The sequence below is a fragment of the Flavobacterium selenitireducens genome (genome assembly GCF_014748335.1).
Lineage (GTDB): Bacteria > Bacteroidota > Bacteroidia > Flavobacteriales > Flavobacteriaceae > Flavobacterium > Flavobacterium selenitireducens.
In genome coordinates this window covers 274,048-298,373 of sequence record NZ_JAAVIY010000001.1, presented here as the reverse complement: position 1 = coordinate 298,373, position 24,326 = coordinate 274,048, and the positions used below count along the sequence as shown (strand labels likewise).

Sequence of the window (24,326 nt, the reverse complement as noted above, 5' to 3'; positions counted from 1 at the left end):
TATTTTTGGAACTGTTACAGGAAAAGTGTACTTTTTCAATCGGGTCAAATTTCAATTCAATGCGGACGGAGCGAAGGGCTGAGACTTTTTTAGGAAGGAGAGGCGCAGCGAAGCGGAGCCGCCAAACGCCCGGCAAAATGCTTTCTGCGTTTCCAAAACCCGCATTAATCCAAGACTCCAAAATTTGATTTTCGTATATTTGGGCGCCTACCTGCCTTAACATGAAATACGTTTTCCTTTTGCTTTCCGGGTTTTGTTTTGCACAACAAGCCCAATTTGTCGACTTCAGAACTGCCCATGGCGATCTCGTTCCTGATTATGCGAACCGCTCGATTTCGGGTTCGGCGGCTTACGAATTCGACGTCCTTAAAAAACCCGATACGATACGTCTCGACGCCCATCACATGCAGTTTTCTGATGTTAAAATCAACGGTAAACCGGTAAAGTTCAAGACATCCGCCAAGGAATTAAAGCTCTTCGAAGGCTACAAAAAAGGCAAAAACAAACTTGAATTTTCATATTCGGCCAAACCAAAGCAAACGCTGTATTTTGTCACCGACGGGAACGACCAACAAATCTGGACGCAGGGACAGGGCAAATACACGAGCCACTGGTTCCCGAGCTTCGACGATGTCAACGAAAAGGTAATTTTCGGTTTGTCGGTCAGTTACGATAAAGGATACCACGTCATCTCAAATGGCGTCCTGCAGTCGAAGTCCAATTCGGCCAGCGCTGAAAAATGGAATTACCAGATGAAACGCCCCATGAGTTCCTACCTGCTCATGCTCGCCATCGGAAAGTTCGAAAAACATGAGTTAAAGGCCGCCTCGGGCGTTCCCCAACATTTGTACATCGAACCCGAGGACACCCATAAATTCGAAGCGACCTATCGGTATTCCAAAGAAATTTTCGACTACCTCGAGCGGGAAATTCAAGTGGCGTATCCGTGGGAAGTCTACCAGCAGGTCCCGGTGCGTGATTTCCTTTACGGAGGCATGGAAAACACCACGGCGACACTTTTCACGCGCGATTATGTATGTGACGAAATTGCCTTTAACGACCGCAATTATGTCAACGTCAACGGCCATGAACTTGCCCATCAGTGGTTTGGCGACCTGGTCACGGCAAAAACCGGGAAACATCACTGGCTGCAGGAAGGTTTCGCGACCTACTATGCGTTGTTGGCCGAGAGGGAAGTGTTCGGGGACGACTATTTTCACTATAAACTGTACGACATGGCCATCAACCTGCAACAGGCGTCCAAAACCGATACGATCCCGATACTCAACGAAAAGGCGAGCTCGCTGAGTTTTTACCAGAAAGGAGCCTGGGCGCTCCACATTTTGCGCGAAAATGTCGGTCCCGATGTCTTTCGCCAAGCCGTCAAAACCTATCTCGAAAAACACCAGTTCAAAAATGTCGAGACAGACGACTTCCTCGACGAAATCACCAAACTTTCGAAATTCGACGTCAAAGCCTATAAAAAACGCTGGCTCGAAAGTGCAAAGTTCGAGGTCGAGGAGGCGATCGGTCTGTTGCGAAAGAGCGAATTCATGAAGCAATTTTTCGAGACCGCCGAAATGGGCGACAAGGCTTTCGCCGACACTAAATCGGCATTTGAAAACCTCATGAAGTCCGAGGCGTATTTCCCCATAAAAGAGCAAATCGTCTATCTCGCCGGAAATGTGGCTTACGCCGACAAAGCCGAATTGATCGACCTAGCCATGAAAACGGACCAGCCCGATGTGAGGCAGGCCGTGGCGCGTACCACGAAAAAAATTCCCGTTGAATTCAAGAGCCAGTACGAGACGCTGCTCGACGACAAATCCTACATTACCCAGGAAATCGCGTTAAATGCACTATGCCGTGATTTCCAGGAAAACCGCCACAAATACCTTGACAAAATGGACGGACGCATCGGCATGAACGACAAGAACATCCGGCTGTTGTGGCTTGCCCTGGCATTATCCTCACGCGATTACCGACTGGAAAAAAAGGCCGCATATTACGACGAATTGCTGGCTTACGCCCAAGCCGGAGAGGAAGCTTCGGTTCGGCAGAACGCCATCGAAAAACTGCTTTTCCTGGACAAAGGCGACCAGAACATACTGCCGTTGCTCATCAATGCGACGGTGCACCACAAATGGCAGTTTTCAAAATTCGGACGCGATCGCATACGCGAAAAACTGAAGTTGCCGAACCATCGCAAATTTTTCGAGGACCTGATCCCGAAATTGCCCGAAAACGAAAAGACCCAACTCCAACGACTGCTCGACGAGAAATGAGGGCGCTCGTCATATCCGGAGGTGGGAGCAAAGGGGCATTCGCAGGTGGAGTTGCCCAATATTTAATGGAGGTCAAGGGCTGCAAATATGACTTGTTGCTCGGAACTTCCACGGGAAGTTTGCTGATCCCGCATCTTGCGTTGGGAAAAGTCGAAAAGATCCACGGCATTTATACGAATGTCTCAATGGACAGAATATTCAACGTGAACCCGTTCGTGGTCAAGAAGCGCAACGGGATAGAATCGGTGGCCATCAATCATCTGAACGTGATCTGGCAGTTTTTGCGCGGACGGAAAACCTTCGGCGAAAGCAAAAAACTCAGGAAATACATCCGCAAGAACTTTACCCACGAGGAATTCGACGAACTCAAATCGTCGAAATGCGACATCGTGGTCACGGTCACCAACCTTTCGAGGAACGAGTGCGAATACAAATGCCTGCGCGACTTTACCTATGATGAGTTTTGCGACTGGATATGGATTTCGTGTAATTACGTACCGTTCATGAGTCTGGTCAAAAAAGGAAAATCGGTATTCGGCGACGGCGGATTCTCGGCACTTGTACCTATACGCGAGGCCATACAGCGAGGCGCCACCGAAGTAGATGTTGTCGTGCTCGAAACCGAAACCCTGACTTCGCCCCGCGCGGTCGGGAAAAACCCGTTTTCACTGATGCTCGACCTTTTCGGGACGCTGCTCGACCAGGTCGAAAAACACGACATTACGATAGGAAAACTCGCCGCCAAGAACAAAAACGTCAAGCTCAATATGTATTATACGCCCACGTCACTTACCACAAATGCGCTGGTCTTCAATAAAGAGGCAATGAAAAAATGGTGGGAACAGGGCTACGAATACGCGCAGAACAAGAGTGAGATCATGAGTGAGGTGCACGATTTTTAGTCGGGAGACGGTCAAAAGGGCAAAGCCGATGGGCCAAGCCAAGTCGGTAAATCAACACGCGGAGCGCCGAATTATGAGCAGCGCCAGTGAATGAAATAGCTAAAAGTAGGGTATTTGCATTTTCAACTGTTTCGGTTACATCAACTAAAACCATACAGTATGAAAAAGACCAAATTACTCTTAACCTTACTTTGCGCCGCGGGGCTTTTCGTCGGATGTAATGAAGACGACAACAATGGCGGCGGCAACGGCCCGTCTGATTCCAATTTCGAACAAAACTTCGGTTCATCGGTTTCCCGCGATTTCATCGGACAAGTGGTCGACATGGGCAACCAGCCGGTTCAGGGCGCGACTGTAAAGATCGGATCATCTACCGTACAGACGGATTCCAACGGAATGTTTTTCGTGAACGACGCATCGGTCAAGCAGAAATTCGCTTATGTCACGGTCGACAAAATGGGATATTTCCAGGGCTCGCGCTCGCTTGTGCCTACCTCGGGGAAAAACAGCGTAAAAATCATGCTTGTCCCGAACACGCCAACGGCGACCGTCTCTTCAGGGCAGACAAGTGAGGTCACAACCGATTCGGGAACCAAGTTGCTATTCGACGGGTCGTTTGAAGACGAGAACGGAAACGCCTACTCGGGAGACGTCGCGGTATCGGTTTTTCATTTGAAACCATCGGATGTCAACATCTCCCAACTGATGCCGGGAATGCTTTATGCAGAGCGCGAAAACGGAAATGAGGCCGCACTCGAAACCTTCGGTATGATCAACGTGGAGCTTCGCGGCAGCGGTGGACAGAAACTCCAGCCTGCTGAAGGGCATCCTGCCGGAATCGAAGTTGCCATCGATGCAACACAATCAGGCACTGCTCCCGCAACCATTCCGCTTTGGCATTTCGACGCTGAAAAAGGATGGTGGAAAGAAGACGGTGTGGCCATCCGCCAAGGCAACAAATACGTTGGGCAAGCTTCTCATTTTTCATGGTGGAACTGCGATGCGCCGTTCCCGCTTGTACAACTTACGATCACGTTGACCGATGCTGACGGGAATCCGATCGGACATACCGGGATCGGCATTTCATTCTCAGGCTCGAACTGGCCGACGATGGGCTACACGAATGCCGATGGCGTCGTCAGCGGATTGGTTCCGTCCAACGAAACCCTTACGATCAACGTCTACAATATGTGCCACCAAGTGGTTTCCACTTCGACACAAGGACCGTTCACGTCAGATTCCAATATCGCAATCACCGCTTCAGGTGGCTCCGCGCAAACGGCTCTCGTGCAAGGGACTTTGCTCACCTGCGACGGCTCGAATGTGACCGACGGCTATGTGTTGATGCATTTCGGCGGCGTCTATAATTTCGCGGAGGTAACCAACGGAAGTTTCAGTTTCTCCGCGTTGGTCTGTACTCCCGGCCAAACCTTTACACTGGAAGGAGGCGATTACGACAGCCTTCAGCAAACCGATTCGATAACCTATACGTTCACCACTCCGGTAACCAATGTCGGAAACCTGCAAGCCTGTAACGCGATTGATGAGTTCATTTCGTACCAGATCGACAATCAGCCTACCGTTATGCTGATCCAGGAAGTTTCCGGCTCGACCGCTCAGGGCGGATTGGCCGTCAGCGGCTGGAACGATGGGGGAACGTCGAATGGGGAATCGCTTCACATCTGGGGCAACGGCGTTACCGCGCCCGGAGTTTACACAACGGCTCAATTTGCGCTCGAGGGCTCGCTAGGATACGTGACGTCGGGCGTTACGAACGATTTGGTATTTACCGTCACGAGCGTAGGTGCGATTGGCGAATATATCGACCTGACATTCAGTGGGACATACGAAGATTTTGACGGCGTAACGCGTACCATTACTGGTGTAGCGCATGCCATTAGGGCGAATTAGTGAAAAAGAGTCCGGAAGAAGCCTCGCCTGTTGGTGGGGCTTTTTTTATGATTAGATAATTAGCGAATTAGCGAATTAGACAATTAGCGAATTAGCGAATTAGCGAATGAAATAATTGGATGATTAGAAAATCAGACGTGAAATTTCCCGATCCGCTGTTCAAAAGGGACACATGAACAAGCATCCTCAAATAAACACTCGACGATTAATCGACTCAACAAAAATCAATAATAAAGGCTAAAAGTGAATTAGCGAATTTAAGTACACGCAACAATTCGGACTTTTGTGCCTATTCAACTGACCAATGAACAACCTCGATAAAAAGTTAAACGAATAAACAAATGAACATCAAATCAAACTCCTCACCTCGTTCCTGATAAACGCCAGAGCCGCCGTACTCGGGCTAGGGTTGTCGAACGAGTCCTTGATGACGCTCTCGCGCAGGTTGTCCGCATCTGTGACCTCCGGTTGTGACGCATACCGCCTCAACAATTGGACGGTGGCATTTTTTGCGGTGGAGACCACGCCCCAACATTCGTCGCTCATGTAGATCTGCTGCGTCAGGTTATGCTCGAATTCCTGTTCGATCTGGGCCGCGACGTAATTGGCGTAATCTTCTTTCTTATCGGAAATGGGCGCAACGCGAATCAAGATCTTCGCAGGATCGATGCGCTCCAAAAACAACGTCATGCGCTCGTAGGCCTGTAACTTCAGCGGAAGCGCATCCTGGCGGTTTTGCCTCAACAGCGAAAAGCGACGTTTGTTGTCCTCGTTTTGTGAAAATTTGCTGAAAATTCCGTAGACCACGATTGCCGTGATGGCGGCCGGAAGGCAGTAAAAAAGCAGTTCGAAAAGTTTGTCCTCGTTCATGGCGCTGTAAAAGTTAGGTAGCAAAAGTCGGAATTAAACGCGAATCTGCAAATTCTATTATTCAGCGCGGCATTTCCTGCTGCGGCCACAATTCCTCGATCACCTTCCACACGTCATGTTCATTATTAATTATTAATTGAAATCCGGATTGTTGATAAAAACAAACCCGAATCTTTTCACGAATTGAATTCTTTTAGCACTTTACCGCTTGGATATTGCCCGTATGAACTCTAATTTTGCGCACTTGGAACCCATAGAAAAATACATCTCCGGACTTAACGACGCCCAACGCGCCCCGACGTTGCACAAAGACGGCCCCATGATCATCATAGCCGGCGCGGGCTCAGGAAAGACGCGCGTACTCACCATCAGGATCGCTTACCTGATGTCGCTTGGCGTCGATGCGTTCAACATCCTGGCGCTCACTTTCACGAACAAGGCCGCGCGCGAGATGAAATCGCGAATAGCTGGAATCGTCGGCAGCAACGAAGCCAAGAATCTCTGGATGGGAACCTTTCACTCGATCTTCGCCAGGATTTTGCGAGCCGAATCGGACAAACTCGGCTATCCGTCGAACTTTACGATTTACGATACACAGGATTCCGTAAGGCTCATCGGCGCGATCATCAAGGAGATGCAGCTCGATAAGGACATTTACAAACCCAAGCAGGTTTTGGGAAGGATCTCGTCTTACAAGAACAGCCTCATTACCGTAAAGGCATATTTTAACAATCCAGAGTTGCAGGAAGCCGATGCTATGTCGAAGAAGCCGCGTCTCGGGGAAGTTTACCAGAATTACGTCGACCGTTGTTTCAAGGCGGGCGCGATGGATTTCGACGACCTATTGTTAAAGACGAACGAGCTTTTGGCCCGGTTTCCCGAAGTGTTGTCCAAATATCAGGATCGCTTTCGGTACATTCTCGTCGATGAGTACCAGGACACGAACCATTCGCAATATCTTATCGTGCGTGCCCTATCGGATCGTTTCCAGAACATTTGCGTGGTAGGAGATGACGCCCAGTCGATTTATGCGTTTCGAGGCGCCAACATCAACAACATCCTCAACTTCCAAAAAGATTACGAAGGCGTCCAGATGTACCGCCTCGAACAGAATTACCGCTCGACGCGCAACATCGTCGAAGCTGCGAATTCCATTATCGACAAGAATAAGACCAAGCTCGACAAAGTCGTCTGGACGGCCAACGAGGACGGCGCGAAGATAAAGGTGCACCGGTCGGTCACAGATGGGGAAGAAGGCCGTTTCGTAGCCGGAGAAATCTGGGAACAGAAAATGTCCCAGCAAATGAACAACGGGGATTTTGCGATCCTCTATCGCACGAACGCCCAATCGCGCGCCATGGAAGATGCCTTGCGCAAACGCGACATCCCGTACCGCATTTACGGCGGCCTGTCGTTCTACCAACGCAAGGAAATCAAGGACGTTCTGAGTTACCTGAGGCTCGTCATCAACCCGAAGGATGAGGAAGCCCTGATACGCGTGATCAATTATCCGGCGCGCGGCATCGGAGATTCTACCGTGGAAAAACTAACCGTCGCTGCCAATCACTACAAGCGCTCGATTTTCGAGGTCATGGAGAACATCGGCAAAATCGACTTGAAGCTCAACGCCGGAACCAGGAAAAAACTCGACGATTTCGTGACGATGATCAAGAGTTTCCAGGTCATCAACGAAACCCAGGATGCATTTTACCTTGCCGAGCACGTCACCAAGAAGACCGGCTTGGTCATGGAACTCAAGAAGGATGCGACACCGGAAGGGATTGCGCGCATTGAGAACATAGAAGAACTCCTCAACGGAATCAAGGATTTCATCGAGGGCCAGAAAGAAGTGGATGGAGCGAGAGGCGCCTTATCGGAATTCCTCGAAGACGTCGCGCTCGCTACCGATCTCGACAAAGACACCGGAGACGACGACCGCGTGGCACTCATGACGATACACCTCGCCAAAGGGCTTGAATTTCCTTACGTTTTTATAGTTGGGATGGAAGAAGACTTGTTCCCGAGCGCGATGAGCATGAACACGAGAAGCGAGCTCGAGGAAGAAAGGCGACTGTTTTACGTAGCGTTGACCAGGGCCGAAAAACAAGCCTACCTGACGTACGCCCAATCGCGTTATCGCTGGGGAAAACTTACCGACAGCGACCCTTCGCGTTTCATCGAAGAAATAAAAGCCGAATATATAGAATACCTGACGCAGCCGGAAAGCGGCTACCGATACAAACCGATGATCGACATTGACATTTTTGGCGACGTCGACAAATCGAGGCTCAGGCAAACGAAGCCGGTTGCAGGGAAACCGCCAAAATGGGTAACCGATAACGAACCGAAGCCGGACATCAACATCCGGAAACTCAAGTCTGTCGGAACGAACAAACCCGGAAACGACGGCGCCAATCTGTTCGATGGGAAACTTGTTCCCGGCAATGTCGTGATGCACGAGCGCTTCGGAAAAGGCGAAATCCTAAATCTCGAAGGAGTGGGAGGTGACCGCAAGGCCGAGATACGGTTTGAGGTGGGCGGCATCAAAAAGCTGCTGTTGCGTTTCGCCAAGCTCGACGTAATCGGATAGTTATGGAAAATACCCTAATTCGCTTTAAAAAGAGTCAATTGTACCTGAACTTGGGTGTCGGCGGGCTTACGATGAGTTGCGCCGTCCTGTCGTGGATTTTCGGGCACAACCAGTTGGTCGGATTGTTTGGGATAGGGTTGATTTGGATGGGCATCGGGCTCCACAAATATTTTTTTGGCTACATCGCTGTTGGAAATGACTTCCTCAAGATATACGATGCGCCTTTGTCGAAGACGATCAGGTTTTCAGAGATAAACGAAATCAAGTATTTCGCAGGCGATTGGATCATCAAATACAACAGGGACAAAGAAGCCTACGTGAACCCGAATTGGGTCGACGCGCGATCGCTGCCGGTTTTGCGGAATTTCATAGAAACGCTCCAGGTAACATCGAAACTCCAAAACTCCCCATCGGAATGAAGCCTCAGGTAGTGGGTTTACTGATTTTGCTGTTTTGGATAAACGGAGGGTTCGCCCAGGACCTTCGCCAACGCTTTAACGAATCCCTCCAAAGCCGCGACACGGTTGCCCAACTGAAATTGCTGAGAGAATGGGAGAAGACGAAAAGCGGAGATCCCGAGCTTTCGATCGCCTGGTTCAACCATTTTTTTTTCAATGCGAAGGTGGAGACGTTGCACCTCGGCGAAAATCCCGAAGGGAAAGATGCATTGGTCGTAAGGGACTCAGCGGGAAATTCCGTGAGTTTTTTGAGCCAGGGCGAAGTGGGTTTTGACGTTGCGAAAGCCGAACGCGCCATCAGGATCATCGACGGGGCGATCTCCAGGTTTCCGAAGCGGCTCGATATGAGGTTCGGGAAAATCTATGCCCTTGGCGAGATGCACGACTGGCGGCGCTTTACCGAGGAAATTATCTCGACGATCGATCAATCCCATAAGATCGGTAACAAATGGCAATGGACAGACGGCAAACCTGCAGACGACGCCAAGAATTTCATGCTCGGCAGCATTCAGGGTTATTTTAACCAATTGTATGAAACCGGTGACGACGGCCTTTTGGAAAATATGGAGCGCATTGCCGAAGCCGTCCTGCGGCATTATCCCGATGACGTGATGAACTTGTCGAACCTTTCGATTCTGAAAGTGATCGGAAAACGATATGACGAAGCGCTCGTTTTGCTGAAAAAAGCCGAGAAACTCGCTCCCGCCGATACGGTAATATTGGGAAATCTCGCGTTGGTTTATACCGAAAAAGGGCAAAAGGAGAACGCGATCGCCTATTATCAAAAAATGGCGGACGCAGGAAATGACGAGACGAAAGCCTACGCAGAGACGCGTATCGAAAAGCTGAAATCAGGGCAATAATGGCGCGCGTGCGGCCCGGATGGGAGCCAATTAGCCCGCAGCCGAAAAGACCTGATTTTGCCGTTTTTGGGGCGCGACCGCAGGAAGCGCCCCAAAAGCCTGCAAAATGGGATTTGAGGCGAGGACTAATGCGGACAGCCGGAAATGCCGCCATAAAATTTCAAACCTCAAATTAATAACTCCTAATTCCGGATTTTAAATTGGGAAAGATGCGAGGCATTTCGCGATTTTTAACGTAACTTGAGTCTGACGGCATCATCTAAATTTCATTCGCTAATCACCTCATTCGAAACATGGCCCAATTCATCAAAATATACGAAGACAAACCCAACGACGCCGCCGTGCAGCGCGTCGTCAAGATATTGCGCGAGGGCGGATTGGTCATCTATCCGACGGACACCGTCTACGGTTTGGGTTGCGACATCACCAATTCAAAGGCGCTCGAACGCATTGCGCGCATCAAGGGAATCAAGCTCGAAAAGGCGAATTTTTCGTTCGTTTGTTCGGACCTGAGCAATATTTCCGATTATGTCAAGCAAATCGATACCGCCACGTTCAAAATCCTCAAACGCACGCTTCCGGGCCCGTACACGTTTATTTTGCCCGGAAATAATAATTTGCCCAAGGAGTTCAAGAAGAAAAATACCGTGGGTATTCGCGTTCCGGACAATAACATCGCGCTCGAAATCGTGCGACAGCTGGGAAATCCTATCGTGTCGACCTCGATTCACGACGACGATGAAGTCCTGGAATATTCCACCGATCCCGAGCTGATCTTCGAAAAGTGGCAAAATCTCGTAGATTTGGTCATCGACGGCGGTTATGGCGGTAACGAGGCTTCGACGATCATCGATCTTTCCGGGTTTGAACCCGTCGTGGTGCGCGAAGGCAAAGGTGAAGCCGATATTTTTTAATCGAGCTTTTCGCCCTAACTTTGTCCCAAATGGACAAATCACGTTATTACCTGTCGGCCATTTCCGCATTCGCGATTTGGGGACTTTTTAGTTTGGCACTGCGCCCCATCAAGGAGTTTCCTCCGCTGGAAATCCTGTTCTACCGCGTAATCGCCTGTTTGGTGCTTTTGATGTTCGTGATTTTTGTCGTGAGACGGGCAACGGTCGTGCAGACGATGACGTTCATGAAGAACCTTTCTGCGGCAGAGCGTCGCCGGTTGTTGTCCTGGAACCTTCTCGCCGGCGTGTTACTCACCACGAACTGGTTCCTGTTTATCTATGTGATGAACTTCGTTAGCGTCAAAGCGACATCGCTGGCGTATCTCGTTTGCCCGATCCTGACGGCCGTCCTGGCGGGAATTCTGCTCAAGGAAGAAATCAAAAAATTGCAATGGGCGGCGCTCGCAGTGGGCGCCATAGGCTGCGGAATGCTTACGGCAGGGCATTTTTTCGACTTGTTGCTGAGCATCCTGATCGCGCTTTCGTACGCACTTTACCTGATCCTGCAAAAGAAAAATTCCGGGCTTGACAGTTTTGTCGTACTGACATTTCACGTTTTTATCGCAGTATTGTGTCTGTTGCCGGTCGTGCCTTTTTTTGGTATCGGTTTGCCGACGGAGGGCAAATTCTACGGCTTCCTGGCGATCATCGCTGTGGTATTTACGATTTTCCCGATGTTTTTAAGTTTGTTTTCGCTTAAAGGAATCAAGGGTTCGGCTGTGGGAATGTTGATGAACATCAATCCTATCATAGCGTTTTCGTTATCCGTATTCTACTTTAAGGAAGATGCGGATGCGTGGCAATACCTAGCATATTCCGTGGTTTTTGTGTCGGTATTGCTGTTCAATTTGCCGGCGATCTTAGGGAAATCCGCATCGAAATGACGGTTCACTAGCCAGTTTTAACCATTGGCAAAAAAGTGTTTCACCAGTTGCTTCAACGCCTTTAGATTTGTGGCAAAATCAATTTTATGGAATCTTTACTCGACCGGCAACGAATCGGAATCTTTAATCCTGGAGTCAAAAAAGCACTTGTCATTTTCAGCCTTTTGTGGATCGTGCCACTGCTTGTGCTTGGTATCGTATCCTATTCAATCCACGATATTGAAGTGCTGGAAAACTGGGACTTCAATTTCTTTCTGATGGGCTATTTCATGTGTACGGCAACCGGAAGTTTGATTTTTGTTTCACTTTTGAAAAAATGGAAACAGCGCCGATTGCAGAGCCTGTGTATCTCAACTTTTGGGACATGGCTGCTGGTTTTTATCTATGACGCGCTTTACAGCAACGCAATATTTGGTCACGCAGATATCAGGACTTCCGCCAAGCGTGCAATTTTGGGTGTGGCAGTCGTTGCGGTCGGTATCTTTCTGATCAAATTATCCATGCAGCCGAGACGGGATGTTAATTTCGAATTCCGGTTGAATTTTTGGAAGTACGCGAAATTCGCTGTCTTCATAGCATTAATTCAGGGACTTTTTATCGGAGGTATATTCTTGGTTGAATTGTGGGACAAGTCGTCCGGCTTGATTTCCATGTATATGTTTGGATCGGTTTTTTATGGATTGTTGTCTGCAATGACTGCGCTGTTTGTTCTCTTTGCGTTGACAGGCATCAAATTCCTACGTTCGCAAACCCTCTTACTCGTGTTCTTAACATTTGTGGCGTGTGTGATTGTCGGAACGTTCTATGGCATTGGAGTACTTCGTCACATGCGTAAGATGCAAATTCTGGTCATCGGGCTTTTTCCTGCATTCTTTACAGCAAGTGCGATGGTTTTTTTGCTGATGCAGCGCAGCTCGGCCCGAGAACAGGAGCAGAAATTCAGGAAGCTGGACAGTTCGCTGTCGAGACGAAATTCCGAGTACCTTGAACTTCGCCAACAAACAAATCCTCACTTCTTTTTCAACAATCTCAATATGTTGCTCGGTCTTGTGGAATCCGATCCGGAGAAAGCGTTGGTCTTTGGACGCACACTGGCCAACGTCTACCGCAAATTCCTGAAGCCCGACGATCAGGACTTTGTATCGCTCTCAGAGGAAATGGCGTTCGTTTCGGAATACCTGGAAATTTACCGCGCCAAATTCGGCAATTCGTTTTCGCTTTCAATTGACGTGAAGGCTTCCGATGGCGATTACATCCTTGCACATTCGCTACAGGAAATCATCGACAACATTTTCAAGCACAATATTTTGGATAACGAACATCCGATAACAATCGGTATTTCGACCAGAGGCAAATCGCTTGTGATCACGAATACTGTTCGCGCCAGGCAGCACGCTGAGTCCGCCAAGACAGGCCTGTCCAATATCGGCCGACGCTATGAACTGCTTTGTGAAAAACGAATGTCGTTAATAGGGACGACGAGCGATTTTACGGTTTACCTCCCAATTTTGGCCATCGAATGAAAACAGTGATTATTGCAGAGGACGAACTCCTTTCCGGCCAACGGCTGAAACGACTTTTGGAGGCGAGGGACTTCGTCGTGCTTGGCGTTTTTACGACGGCTGCACAATTGAAGGATTATTTAATGGGAAATTCGGCTCCGGATTGGCTTTTTCTCGACATCGAATTAAGGGATGGCCATGTCTTTAGCGCGCTCAAACAAACGGTTCCTTCGCGAATCATTTTTACCACGGCCTATGACGACCGTGCGCTCGAGGCCTTCCGCCACGGTGGAATGGACTATTTGCTGAAACCGATAGACGAATCCAAGCTCGATCTGGCGATAGTGAAAATCGAGCGAATGGGAGAAGTACTCAAGCCTGAACTTCCGGAATCGTCGGTCAAATCGATCATAGTATCGGCCGGAAAAACGCTGCGCAAAATCCCATTTCCGGACATCTGCTACTTTTCGAGCGGCGACAATCTCACCTTGCTGCACACCAAGGACCGGGAATACGTCATCGGGAAATCGCTTGAGCAGCTCGAACGCGATTTGGGAGATGGTTTCTTCAGGATCAGCCGTCGGCACATCGTAAACCGCGGCTGCATCAACATGGTTTCGAAGGCAGCTGTCGTGCTCCAATCGGGCATCACGCTTCCGATAAGCCGCCAACGGCAAAAAAATTTCGCTTTGTGGTTTTTGGTGTGACACGCTGACACAATCTCATTATGATAAACAAAAGAACGTTCCAAATTTGGTACTTAGTTGCCATGGCGATATCCGTACAGGCGCAAAAAAGCCACAGCGGCACGGTATCGGTAAACGGCAAAATGATGGGATTCAAGACGGTCAATATCGAAAACAGGAAAAACGGAGCGCCCATTTTGGTGTTCGAGTCCGGTTTGGGAGGCGGAACGTTCGATCCTGTGCTTCCGTTTCTGCCGCCCGACATCGCGAGTTTTCAATACGAACGGAACGGAATCGGGCAATCTGAACCTGATTCCACGATTATTTCGGATTCCCGCCTGGTCGAACGCCTCCACAGCCTGTTGTCTGCGTTGGCTATTAAACCGCCATATCTATTGGTTGGCCATTCGATTGGCGGGCCTTACATCAGGTTGTTCGCCTCGAAATATCCGGAAGAAGTTTGCGGGCTCGTCTTTTCTGATCCGACCGACTTTATGCTGTCTGACGAAGAGGACGAAAACGCGAAACGGAATTCGGGAAGCGGTACCGGTTATCGACAGCTTTCCAGTATCATCATGAAGACAATGTCAAACAATACAGAATTTGCAGATGGCACAAGGGCTGACGCGGCACGGGCGTTGTCGGCGTTGTCGAAAGGATATTTCAGCGAATATCGGGATTTGCCGCGTCTCGACCGAAATATTGGGGCGACAGTCATCATCTCCTATAATAAACACATCGAGCGACCGGATGAGGAGATGAATGAAAAACTCAAACTAGGGATTAATTTCAAACCTTGGTGGAAGGAATACGATGATTTGCGCATTCTTCATTATGCCGATTTGATCAAAGACAGCGACGGGAGCAAGATGTTGTTACTGCCGAAGTATTCCCACGGCATTTACTACCAGGATCCTGAGCGGGTCGCGAAACTTATTTCGGAGCGCTACAACGCCTGCTTGAAAAAGTAAACCGCAACGACGGCCGTAGCTGTAATTGCGGTTTAATGTACACGGAAAGTGCTGTCTTGTCAACTTCTTGCGAAAGGCGGAAGCAATTTGCTGCTCACCTCGCCAAAACCGATGCGGACATCGGCATTCTTGCAATAGCCGCGCATGATCACCGTATCGTTGTCGTTTATGAATTTGCGTTCCGAACCATCGTCAAGCTTTATCGGATTCTTGCCGCCCCAGGTGAGTTCGAGCATGGAGCCGAAACTATCCTCGGTAGGCCCGGAAATCGTTCCCGATCCCATCAAATCACCGGAATTGACGCGGCAACCGTTTGAAGTATGATGCGCGAGTTGTTGGCTCATGCTCCAATACATATGCTTGAAATTAGACCTGGAAACGATCGTTTCCTGTGCATTTTCGGGTTGGATCGAAACTTCTAGGCAGATATCGAAAGCGTGTTTTCCTTTTTGCTGAAGGTAGGGAAGCGGCATCGGGTTTTGTTTCGGACCTTTCGTGCGGAACGGTTCGAGGGCGTCCATTGTCACGATCCAGGGCGAGATCGAAGTGGCGAAATTTTTGGCGAGGAACGGCCCAAGCGGTACGTATTCCCATTTTTGGATATCGCGCGCGCTCCAGTCGTTGAGCAGGACCATCCCGAAAATGTGCTCTTCGGCTTCGTGAACGGGAATATTTTCTCCCATGATGTTGGCGTCGGTAGTGATGAAGCCGGTCTCCAATTCAAAATCGACAAGACGCGAAGGTCCAAAAACCGGCGTGGTTTCTCCGTTTGGAAGCGTTTGGCCCATTGGCCGGTGAACCGGAATGCCGGACGGTACGATCGTCGAGCTGCGTCCGTGGTATCCGACGGGAATGTGAAGCCAGTTTGGCAACAAGGCGTTTTCAGGATCGCGGAACATCTTACCTACATTCGTGGCATGCTCGCGGCTTGAATAAAAATCAGTATAATCGCCAATGAGTACCGGAAGTTGCATCTCCACATCCGCAATGTTGAAAATTACCGTGTCGCGATGGGATTCGTTGTCGCGCAGGTTTGGATTTTCGGCGTCGAAAATATCGGCTATGCGATTGCGCACGAGCCTCCAGGTTTTGTGTCCGTCCGATATGAAATCGTTGAGCGTATCCTGCATGAACATGTCATCGGTAAGCTCGATCCCGGCGAAATAATCGAGCTGCTGAAGTGCCCCGAGGTCGATCGCATAATCGCCTATGCGGGTCCCTATCGTCACGACGTGTTCCCTGGTCAGGAATACGCCGAAAGGTATGTTCTGTAAGGGAAAATCGCTGTGTTCGGCAACATCGAGCCAGGAATTCCTATTCGGGTCATTAGCTGTTATAAGCATAGTTTTTCGTATGGTTTTTGCTTGCTTGGGTTTGTTAAAATTGGGCAATCAAATTTAGAATTAACATTCATTTTACCAAACGTTATTTGTACTTTTGGGCTCACTTTAACTAAAATTTACAACATGCGCAACGACCAGGAAATTTTTGATTTGATTCTAGACGAACAGGACAGGCAAATTCACGGATTGGAACTCATCGCATCAGAGAATTTTGTGAGCGACCAGGTCATGGAAGCCGCAGGTTCGTGTTTGACGAATAAATATGCCGAGGGTTATCCCGGCAAACGATATTACGGAGGTTGCGAAGTGGTGGATATCGTCGAGCAAATCGCCATCGACCGTGCCAAAGCGCTTTTCGGAGCCGAATATGCCAATGTCCAGCCACATTCGGGATCTCAGGCCAATACGGCGGTTTTCGCGGCCTGCCTGAAACCTGGCGACAAAATACTCGGTTTTGACTTATCGCACGGAGGCCACCTGACTCACGGTTCACCGGTCAATTTCTCCGGGAAATTATACGACACCTCGTTCTACGGAGTAGAGAAGGAAACAGGGCGTTTCGACTACGACAAAATCCAGGAAATCGCCACCAAAGAGCAACCTAAAATGATTATCGCCGGAGCTTCGGCTTATTCGCGCGACATGGATTTCGAGCGTTTCCGCGTCATTGCGGACAGCGTCGGGGCATTGCTTCTCGCCGACATTTCGCACCCGGCCGGGCTTATCGCCAAAGGTTTGATGAACGATCCGATCCCGCATTGCCATATCGTAACCACCACGACGCACAAAACCCTGCGCGGACCTAGGGGAGGCATGATCCTGATGGGCAAAGACTTTGAAAATCCATGGGGAATAAAAGGCCCGAAAGGGGAGACAAGGATGATGTCCTCTTTGCTCGATCTTTCTGTTTTTCCGGGAACGCAAGGCGGGCCGTTGATGCATATCATCGCAGCGAAAGCGGTGGCGTTCGGGGAAGCGTTGACCGATGAATTCTTCCAATACGCCATGCAATTGCAGAAGAACGCAAAAGCGATGGCCGAAGCATTCGTGAGCCGGGGCTACGACATCATTTCCGGCGGTACCGACAACCATATGATGCTTATCGACCTGCGCAACAAAGGCATTACCGGAAAAGAAGCCGAAAACGCTTTGGTAAAAGCCGAAATCACCGTCAACAAGAACATGGTGCCGTTCGATGACAAATCGCCGTTCACGACATCGGGAATCCGGGTTGGGACGCCGGCCATCACAACGCGCGGTCTCGTGGAATCTGACATGGAAAAAGTCGTAGAACTTATCGACCGCGTACTTTCGAACATCAACGATGAAGCCGTAATCGCTCAGGTTGGCGAGGAAGTTAACGGGATGATGAGCGAGAGGGCGATATTTGTTTTCTAATTTTTGTCCATTCATTCCGCGGCGATCCATCTTATTTGGCTGCTCATCGGATATTGATTCGTTTGCTTGGATAAGCGTCGGATCAACACATGAATACATCATCAAATCCCGTTTTTATGTCTACTTTCCGCCTTCAATTGCCCACCGATCCGCGTTGGGTCGAACTCGCCGAATCCAACATCGAGGAAATCCTCACCGATCACGCCTGGTGCGAGCAAAAAGCAGCGACGAACGCCATCACGATCATTGCGCTGAACTCGGAACACGAGGATTTGGTAACGGATATGCTCCAGCTTGCACAGGAGGAAATCAGTCATTTCCAAATGGTGCACGACATCATCAAAAAACGTGGGTACAAACTCGGGCGTGAACGCAAAGACGATTATGTAGGCGAACTTGCCAAATACATGAAAGCCAATGCGGATGGCAGTCGGGAAAAAGGATTCGTCGAGCGGATGTTGTTTTCGGCCATGATAGAAGCGCGCAGTTGCGAACGTTTCAAAGTGCTTTCAGAAAATGTACGGGATGCCGAGTTGGCGTTATTTTACCGCGAACTCATGGAAAGCGAAGCCGGCCATTACACTACTTTCATTACCTATGCGCGACGATACGGCGGAAACGTAGATGTGGAAAAGCGTTGGAGGGAATGGCTTGAACACGAAGCGACGATCATCGCCCGTTACGGCAAGAAAGAAAATATTCACGGATAGTTTTTATCTGATGGTTATAAAAAAGGCTTTTGCGAACGAATTGAACGTTATCCGATCCATTGCGCATCGCACCTGGCCCGTGACTTACAGCGGGATATTGTCAAAGGAACAGCTGGCGTATATGTTGGACATGATGTATTCCGTCGAGGCGCTCAACCAAAATTTGGATGACGGCGTGCATTTTATCGTTGCCGAAGAAAACGGGGAGTATTTCGGCTTTGGCGGATTAGAACATCGCTACAAAAACGAGAACCGCACCCATATCCATAAAATTTACGTGTTGCCCGAGGCTCAGGGAAGGAATATCGGACGGCTTTTGATGGAATCCATGCAGCGTGCGGCAATCGATTCCGGATCTGAACAAATCACGCTCAATGTGAACCGCAACAATAAGGCGTTACATTTCTATGAGCGCCTCGGCTTTGAAATTTTGGAAACCGTTGACATTGCAATTGGCAACGGCTACCTTATGGAAGACTACGTGATGGGTAAAAGGTTGTAGCGATACGCCTTCCGGATCAAGGCGTCGGACGCATGTCAGCAGGATTCACAGTAGACGGAACCGTCGCAGCGGGATTCGGACGTGCATCGAGATTTGGCTGGTCAACCGCAGGAATCGTTAGTCCCGATCCTTTTTCGTTTGGATCGGTCTTGCCGGCTCTCGCCCGAGTCTCTTTTTTCTTCGTTTTGGATGATGCTTTCTTTGAATTATCAGACTTAACATTCGTCTCGGTAGTGGCTTTCCGATTCTGGGACTTACGGGTTTCCTGAGCCGAAAGCGCGACGGAGGTGAAGACGAAAAACAGTGACAGCAGTAATTTCATTTTTATTCTTAAGGTACGGAATCCTGTCGGTGCGATCAGGCAAAACAGCGATTTTAACTTAAATATTTGATTTTCAGTGAGCGTAATGGGGAAACTACAACTCTTACGATTAAAAATGTAAGTCTGTGGATTACAAAAAGTCGTCACTTTGCAATAAGAAGCACCCCCAAAACTCCTTATCATGGCTACGCCCTCGACTTTCAGCTTAAACATTACATTTAACGCGACGATAGAAACTCCGCCGTCTGCAAGTAGGGAACAATTTCGGCAGAGCGCCATCCTGACGTTGCTTTCGGTAGTGAAAAAACACGATGTCAGCGTCGAATATATCGGGTATAAAGCGGATCCTATCGGGATCCACCACCTCGATTCACCGGCTACGGAATACGAGGACAGTGTTTTTGCGAGCCTTGTGATCCATCACAATCCTTATGTGCTCGTGGAGTCCCGGAGCAATACCGATCATTTGGTGAAGGAATTTGTCGAGACTTTTGAGAGCAAGACGCACCGACATCTTGAGGTGGAGCTCGCTAGGGAGGATGCGCAAACCCATGATGTGGAAATCGAAATGAACAGCGACTGGACGCTTTACCTCAAACAGGATTGATCTGTTACTTCACTATTATTTCGTGATGCGCAAGCAAACCGGACACACCGTCTTTTGAAAAGATGGCTTTTTTCAGTTTGTTCTTTTGAGGATCCATTGTGTAGTTAAAACTCGTCAGGAAGTCGGTGCGGATTGCGATAGTATCCGAAAACAGGCTTTTGTGGAGATTGCAAAGATGAAACACGGAGTCGGAGATATCCGCAGCCATAAAGTCGGATGCGATGATGCTACAATTCGTGAACTGCGTCTTTTGGAGTTTCAGTGTATAGAATTTGGTGCGGTCGAGCGTGCAATCGGTAAAGCTGACGTCAAACAACAAGCGGTCGACCATTGCGAAATTGACATCGGTAAAATCACAGCCGTAGAAATGTGCGCCCCTAAGGGCAACATAGTTGATTCTGGCCGCCTCAAAGTTGCAATCGTTGAACCGGCAATCGATAAAGGCAACTCCGGTAAAATCGCACGAAGTGAAATCACAGGCGTCAAATGTACAGTTTTCGAAATCGGAGTACATGATTTCGTCCTTGCTGAAGATTTGGATGAACTTTTGGTTGGAGTGGTATCGGATCATAAAACAGAATGTTGGCAAATGTCCGCATTTTTCGTAAATTTTAGACAAATTTTAATTATCTGCATTATGTTCAAACTGTTAGCGCAACTCAACAAATGGCTGCTGCCGAGCCTTTCGCGACGACATATCGACCTTGCAAAAGCGAGCAAATTCCAGAAGGCACTTTTGGGATGGCGTTATTATGTGACAACCAGAGCATTGAAATAAAGTTGCGATTTTTCTTCAAAAAAGTGTTGCAAATAAAGATTTCAGTACTATATTTGCACCCGCAATAAGGCAGTAACGCACTATCGCAAAACAAAAGGCCTCGTGGCGCAACTGAATAGCGCATCTGATTACGGCTCAGAAGGTTACTGGTTTGAATCCAGTCGAGGTCACGGATGAAAAGAAAAACCCGCTCATAGAGCGGGTTTTTTGTTTGTTGAAAAAAACGTCGAAAGCCCTTCAGCTTTTGAAGCGTTTTTTTCAACAAACAAAAACACATCGCCAAGGGCGATTGGTTTTTCTTTTCTCAGAACGGAGCTCATTCTGGATCACGACGTAATCCAGTAACTTGAGTCAAAGGAGATAACGATATTTTTTCCAAATCTTAGGAGCAATGTAATCCACCGAATGACGATTAAAAGAGAACGCAATTCGTTTTTCCTCTTTCAGAACGGAGCTCATTCTGGATCACGAAATAATCCAGTAACTTGACTCAAAGGAGATAACATTATTTTTTGCAAATCTTAGAAGCAACGTTTTCATCAACCGACTAATAAAGAGAAATACAATTCGTTTCCTCTTTCAGAACGGGGCTCATTTTAGATCACGAAGTAATCCAGGAACTTAACTCAAAGGAGATAACACTATTTTTTCCAAATCTTAGAAGCGACGTTTCCATCAACCGACTAATAAAGAGAAATTCAATTCGTTTCCTCTCTCAGAACGGGGCTCATTTTAGATCACGAAGTAATCCAGTAACTTGAGTCAAAGGAGATAACGATATTTTTTCCAAATCTTAGGAGCAACGTTCCCATCAACTGATCAATAAAGAGAACACAATTCGTTTTTCCTCTTTCAGAACGGAGTTCATTTTAGATCACGAAGTAATCCGGTAACTTGACTCAAGGGAGAAAACGTCATTTTTCTTAATCTTAGGAGCAACGAACCACCGAATGACGAGTAGAAGAGATACAGCTAATGCATTTTCTTTCCCAAAACAGAGCTTACTTTAGATTATGAAACAGTTTGGTCGAGGTTGCGGACAAATCAAGCCAAGCTGAAAGTGGATTTTGATTGGATAACGAAAATCCAAACATCTTTGAGCGTTCGGCGGCTGGTTTATCCGGATGAAACATTGGTAGAAGCGATTGGTCTTTTTCCTGAAAAGAAGTGGAGACTGGGCGGCAGTCGGGATCGGGTTTTTTAACGATTTAGGCAGTTTTACTGTAAGTGACGTTTTAAAAAAAGCGATAAATTTGGCTTGGGTGGGTGCGGGAATGCGGACATTTTTTTCGGATTGCCCAATGCGTGAGGGATCGCAGCGGCATCCTTTTGGGGCGCAGCGCAGCGGAGCCCCAAAAGATACAGCGAAGAGCCCGGCGGTTGCGATACCGCGGTCGCCAACGACGCAGCATGACGTGGCAACCGACACGCCAAAAAAAATCCCGCGAAAACGACGGGATTTTAAACTAACTCTGGATATTATTTCTTTTTCTTAGTGGCGGCTCTTTCCTTTTTGAGATCCGATTGCATCTTGGCGATCTCGACTCTAGCCTTTTCAATTTCAGCTTTGGTTTGCTCGAGTTCGGCTTTCATTTGCTCCATTTGTGAAAGTTGGTCTTCACGGGAATATTTTTTAGCTGCCAGGCGAGCCTCAGAGCGATGGAGGCGTGATTCGCTACGGTGGCGTCTGGCTTCGGCCATTGCCTGGCGAATTTCTTCTCGTGCCTCGCGCATGTCGACCTCCGAAAGGGCTTTTTCAGCTTCACCTAGACCGAATTCGGCCCAGTTGGAAACGTCATCTGACGAAAAAACCTTTTGGCCATTGATGAATATCGATCCGCCACCGTCTTCGTCTTTTGTCGTGCTGATTTCGACAGTGCCGGTTTCGATGTCGTCACCATCGCCTATTTGAATATCCGAAACCACGTTTCCGTTTACGACCACTTGTTGTTTTCCGTTTTTGATCGTCCTGACCAAAACGCGATTTTCCGAGCTGTCTCCGTCGAATTCAAATGGTTCCCCAACGGCTACGACGTGGTCTCCGTTAGCTGTGGAAATCGAGAAATGTTTTTCATCTCCGTTGCGGTTGAAACGCATATTGCGTGCCCAGCTCCCGTTTCCGGCATTCCCAAATCCGATGTTGTTGGCGGTCTTGAAAAACCGGATGGGTTCGATCGCTTTGTCGCCGCTGACCATAGTGCTGCCTTTTTTGCCGTTCTCGTCTTTGAATTCTGCTTTGATCGACACGATTTCTCCGGCCGAATTCCGCTTTACTTTAGAGAATTTTAGCTTGATGCCATGGGTTTTCTTAAGTGCTTCGGCATGTTGCTTGAGTTGTGCGTCGGTCGTGTTCTTGTCTACGACGACTTCCACGCCTTCTTGCGCCCCCTTGAAGAACAATGCGTCCGAGTGTTTCTCCTGGGCAATTACCTTGACCTGGAAATACACCATGAACGCCGCCAATGCGGGAACGATGAGCAAATATTTGTAGGAATTCCACTTGCTCGATTGATTTTTGTTAAGCATAACGATTCGTTTTTTGATTAATGATTGAAAGAAATGATTGGTAATCGACACGCAATTCGTATGCGTGGTTATTTTTAGGAGCGTGAATTGATAGGCCTTGATATCCGGGATTCGCTTGGCGGCCTCGCTGTCGGCGATGAATTCGAGGTTTTGGACGATGGCCTTTTTATAGAACCAAACCACAGGATTCCACCAGAAAAGAATGCAGATGATCCGCGAAAAAAGAACGTCGAGCGTATGTTTTTGCAGGCTGTGTACTTTTTCGTGCTCGAGTATGTTGATGAGTTCGTCGTGGCTGAACATTGTAGAATTGTATACGATGTAATTGAAGTACGAAAAAGGAGCGACGTTTTCCGGCACGTCGACAAACTTGTAGCCGGAGCGCAATTGGATCGCTTTCCCTTTGAGCAACTTCCTCAACGATATGAAATCGCGTATGAACTGTATCGCCAAAATCAGCGCAACGGACGCATAAACTACCAATAACACGTATGTCCAATTGACCTCTGACGCAGGTTCAGGCAATGCGGTGTAAGCCACTACGGGAGCATCCACCTCAGAAAGTGCCAGGGTTTGCATCGGTGCGGCCGGTTCATCAAAAACCACAGGAGGCGCTTCCACAAAAACAACTTTCTTAAAAGTTACCAAAGGCAAAACAATCGAAGTTGCCAAGCCGGCCAAAAGGTACCACCTGTTGCTTCTAAAAAACGTCTCGCGTTTAAGAAAAACGTGGTAAGCGCCAAGGAACATGGCCATCAAGGCCGCCGATTTTACCAGATACAAAGCCAGGGTTTCCATCACTTTCCGCGTTTTTCGATCGTTTCCAGGATTTCGCGCAATTCGTCCGCAGAGATTTTTTCTTCCTTGGCAAACATCGACACCATGTTTTTATACGAACTGTTGAAATAATTGTCTATTGCATTTTTCATGAAGCCTTTGCGATATTCTTCCTTCTTGATTTTCGGGAAATATTGGTGGGTGTTCCCATAAGCGGTGTGGGAAACATATCCCTTTTCCTCCAAATTCCGGATTATAGTCGAAAGCGTGTTATAGTGCGGATTCTCGTCTTTCATCTCTGCCATGACGTCTTTTACGAACGCTTTTTCGAGTTTCCAAAGCACGTGCATGATCTCTTCTTCTTTGTTGGTCAGTTTTTGCATTACGATATTGTCGATTAGTGAAGGTAGAAGTGTTTCCAACCTCAATCCAAACCTACAACTATAATTTTAGTTTGCAAACTATTTTTTTAGTTATTTAACGATAAT

22 protein-coding genes and 1 tRNA gene are annotated in these 24,326 nt (G+C 48.3%); 17 read left to right on the top strand and 6 right to left on the bottom strand.

Features of this window, described 5'->3' with window-relative positions; genetic code table 11:
• Positions 1-221: 221 nt before the first annotated feature.
• The 3 genes from HC229_RS01365 (at position 222) to HC229_RS01355 (ending at position 5,098) form a co-directional block, all read left to right on the top strand.
• A complete protein-coding gene (locus HC229_RS01365; protein WP_191018639.1) occupies positions 222-2,285 on the top strand; it encodes a M1 family metallopeptidase in 2,064 nt (687 codons plus the stop codon).
• Entirely contained in the window at positions 2,282-3,187 is a 906-nt protein-coding gene (locus HC229_RS01360) for a patatin-like phospholipase family protein (protein WP_191018638.1), read from the top strand. Before HC229_RS01365 ends, HC229_RS01360 begins: the two co-directional genes overlap by 4 nt.
• Before the next feature lie 159 nt (positions 3,188-3,346).
• A complete protein-coding gene (locus HC229_RS01355) occupies positions 3,347-5,098 on the top strand; it encodes a hypothetical protein (RefSeq protein ID WP_191018637.1) in 1,752 nt (583 codons plus the stop codon).
• A 348-nt stretch (positions 5,099-5,446) separates the two neighbouring features.
• Here the strand turns inward: HC229_RS01355 and HC229_RS01350 are convergent, their stop codons facing one another.
• A complete protein-coding gene (locus HC229_RS01350; RefSeq protein ID WP_191018636.1) occupies positions 5,447-5,968 on the bottom strand; it encodes a DUF7935 family protein in 522 nt (173 codons plus the stop codon).
• 253 nt (positions 5,969-6,221) lie between these two features.
• Between HC229_RS01350 and HC229_RS01345 the strand changes: the two genes are divergently transcribed.
• The 8 genes from HC229_RS01345 (at position 6,222) to HC229_RS01310 (ending at position 14,875) form a co-directional block, all read left to right on the top strand.
• On the top strand, positions 6,222-8,558 hold the full coding sequence (locus HC229_RS01345; RefSeq protein WP_191019075.1) for an ATP-dependent helicase: 2,337 nt from the start codon (positions 6,222-6,224) through the stop codon (positions 8,556-8,558).
• 2 nt (positions 8,559-8,560) lie between these two features.
• Positions 8,561-8,977, top strand: coding sequence for a hypothetical protein (locus HC229_RS01340; RefSeq protein ID WP_191018635.1), 417 nt, complete (start codon positions 8,561-8,563; stop codon positions 8,975-8,977).
• Positions 8,974-9,879: a tetratricopeptide repeat protein gene (locus HC229_RS01335; protein ID WP_191018634.1), complete on the top strand. Its 906-nt coding sequence runs from the start codon at positions 8,974-8,976 to the stop codon at positions 9,877-9,879. Before HC229_RS01340 ends, HC229_RS01335 begins: the two co-directional genes overlap by 4 nt.
• A 293-nt stretch (positions 9,880-10,172) precedes the next feature.
• Positions 10,173-10,793: an L-threonylcarbamoyladenylate synthase gene (locus HC229_RS01330; protein WP_191018633.1), complete on the top strand. Its 621-nt coding sequence runs from the start codon at positions 10,173-10,175 to the stop codon at positions 10,791-10,793.
• Between the two features lie 29 nt (positions 10,794-10,822).
• The gene (locus tag HC229_RS01325) at positions 10,823-11,716 is read left to right on the top strand and encodes an EamA family transporter (RefSeq protein WP_191018632.1); all 894 of its coding nucleotides are present in this window, start codon (positions 10,823-10,825) and stop codon (positions 11,714-11,716) included.
• Between the two features lie 86 nt (positions 11,717-11,802).
• The gene (locus tag HC229_RS01320; protein WP_191018631.1) at positions 11,803-13,239 is read left to right on the top strand and encodes a sensor histidine kinase; all 1,437 of its coding nucleotides are present in this window, start codon (positions 11,803-11,805) and stop codon (positions 13,237-13,239) included.
• On the top strand, positions 13,236-13,925 hold the full coding sequence (locus tag HC229_RS01315) for a LytR/AlgR family response regulator transcription factor (RefSeq protein ID WP_191018630.1): 690 nt from the start codon (positions 13,236-13,238) through the stop codon (positions 13,923-13,925). The genes HC229_RS01320 and HC229_RS01315 overlap by 4 nt, the downstream gene beginning before the upstream one ends.
• A gap of 62 nt (positions 13,926-13,987) precedes the next feature.
• Positions 13,988-14,875, top strand: coding sequence for an alpha/beta hydrolase (locus tag HC229_RS01310; protein WP_223845486.1), 888 nt, complete (start codon positions 13,988-13,990; stop codon positions 14,873-14,875).
• Positions 14,876-14,934: 59 nt separating this feature from the next.
• On the opposite strand, the gene fahA is transcribed toward HC229_RS01310, so the two are convergent.
• Complete coding sequence (fahA, locus tag HC229_RS01305; protein ID WP_191018628.1) at positions 14,935-16,218, bottom strand: fumarylacetoacetase; 1,284 nt, start codon at positions 16,216-16,218, stop codon at positions 14,935-14,937.
• Positions 16,219-16,341: 123 nt separating this feature from the next.
• Between fahA and glyA the strand changes: the two genes are divergently transcribed.
• From glyA to HC229_RS01290, 3 genes are all read left to right on the top strand, one after another.
• Positions 16,342-17,616: a serine hydroxymethyltransferase gene (gene glyA, locus HC229_RS01300; RefSeq protein ID WP_191018627.1), complete on the top strand. Its 1,275-nt coding sequence runs from the start codon at positions 16,342-16,344 to the stop codon at positions 17,614-17,616.
• A gap of 116 nt (positions 17,617-17,732) precedes the next feature.
• On the top strand, positions 17,733-18,326 hold the full coding sequence (gene miaE / locus HC229_RS01295; RefSeq protein WP_191018626.1) for a tRNA-(ms[2]io[6]A)-hydroxylase: 594 nt from the start codon (positions 17,733-17,735) through the stop codon (positions 18,324-18,326).
• 10 nt (positions 18,327-18,336) lie between these two features.
• Positions 18,337-18,828 (top strand): GNAT family N-acetyltransferase, encoded by a 492-nt coding sequence (locus HC229_RS01290; protein ID WP_223845485.1) that lies wholly within the window; start codon positions 18,337-18,339, stop codon positions 18,826-18,828.
• A gap of 16 nt (positions 18,829-18,844) precedes the next feature.
• Here HC229_RS01290 and HC229_RS01285 read toward each other — a convergent pair whose 3' ends face one another.
• Positions 18,845-19,150: a hypothetical protein gene (locus HC229_RS01285; RefSeq protein WP_191018625.1), complete on the bottom strand. Its 306-nt coding sequence runs from the start codon at positions 19,148-19,150 to the stop codon at positions 18,845-18,847.
• Positions 19,151-19,331: 181 nt separating this feature from the next.
• Here HC229_RS01285 and HC229_RS01280 point away from each other — a divergent pair, with 181 nt between their 5' ends.
• Positions 19,332-19,757, top strand: a complete 426-nt coding sequence (locus HC229_RS01280; RefSeq protein WP_191018624.1) for a hypothetical protein — start codon at positions 19,332-19,334, stop codon at positions 19,755-19,757.
• A 4-nt stretch (positions 19,758-19,761) separates the two neighbouring features.
• On the opposite strand, the gene HC229_RS01275 is transcribed toward HC229_RS01280, so the two are convergent.
• Positions 19,762-20,328 (bottom strand): pentapeptide repeat-containing protein, encoded by a 567-nt coding sequence (locus tag HC229_RS01275; protein ID WP_191018623.1) that lies wholly within the window; start codon positions 20,326-20,328, stop codon positions 19,762-19,764.
• A 66-nt stretch (positions 20,329-20,394) separates the two neighbouring features.
• Here HC229_RS01275 and HC229_RS01270 point away from each other — a divergent pair, with 66 nt between their 5' ends.
• Together HC229_RS01270 and HC229_RS01265 are read left to right on the top strand one after the other, a co-directional pair.
• Positions 20,395-20,535: an SsrA-binding protein gene (locus HC229_RS01270; protein ID WP_191018622.1), complete on the top strand. Its 141-nt coding sequence runs from the start codon at positions 20,395-20,397 to the stop codon at positions 20,533-20,535.
• Between the two features lie 96 nt (positions 20,536-20,631).
• A tRNA-Arg gene (locus HC229_RS01265) sits at positions 20,632-20,705 on the top strand.
• 1,309 nt (positions 20,706-22,014) lie between these two features.
• Here the strand turns inward: HC229_RS01265 and HC229_RS01260 are convergent.
• Together HC229_RS01260 and HC229_RS01255 are read right to left on the bottom strand one after the other, a co-directional pair.
• Positions 22,015-23,859, bottom strand: coding sequence for a M56 family metallopeptidase (locus tag HC229_RS01260; RefSeq protein ID WP_191018621.1), 1,845 nt, complete (start codon positions 23,857-23,859; stop codon positions 22,015-22,017).
• Positions 23,859-24,221, bottom strand: coding sequence for a BlaI/MecI/CopY family transcriptional regulator (locus tag HC229_RS01255; protein WP_191018620.1), 363 nt, complete (start codon positions 24,219-24,221; stop codon positions 23,859-23,861). The genes HC229_RS01260 and HC229_RS01255 overlap by 1 nt, the downstream gene beginning before the upstream one ends.
• Between the last annotated feature and the right edge of the window lie 105 nt (positions 24,222-24,326).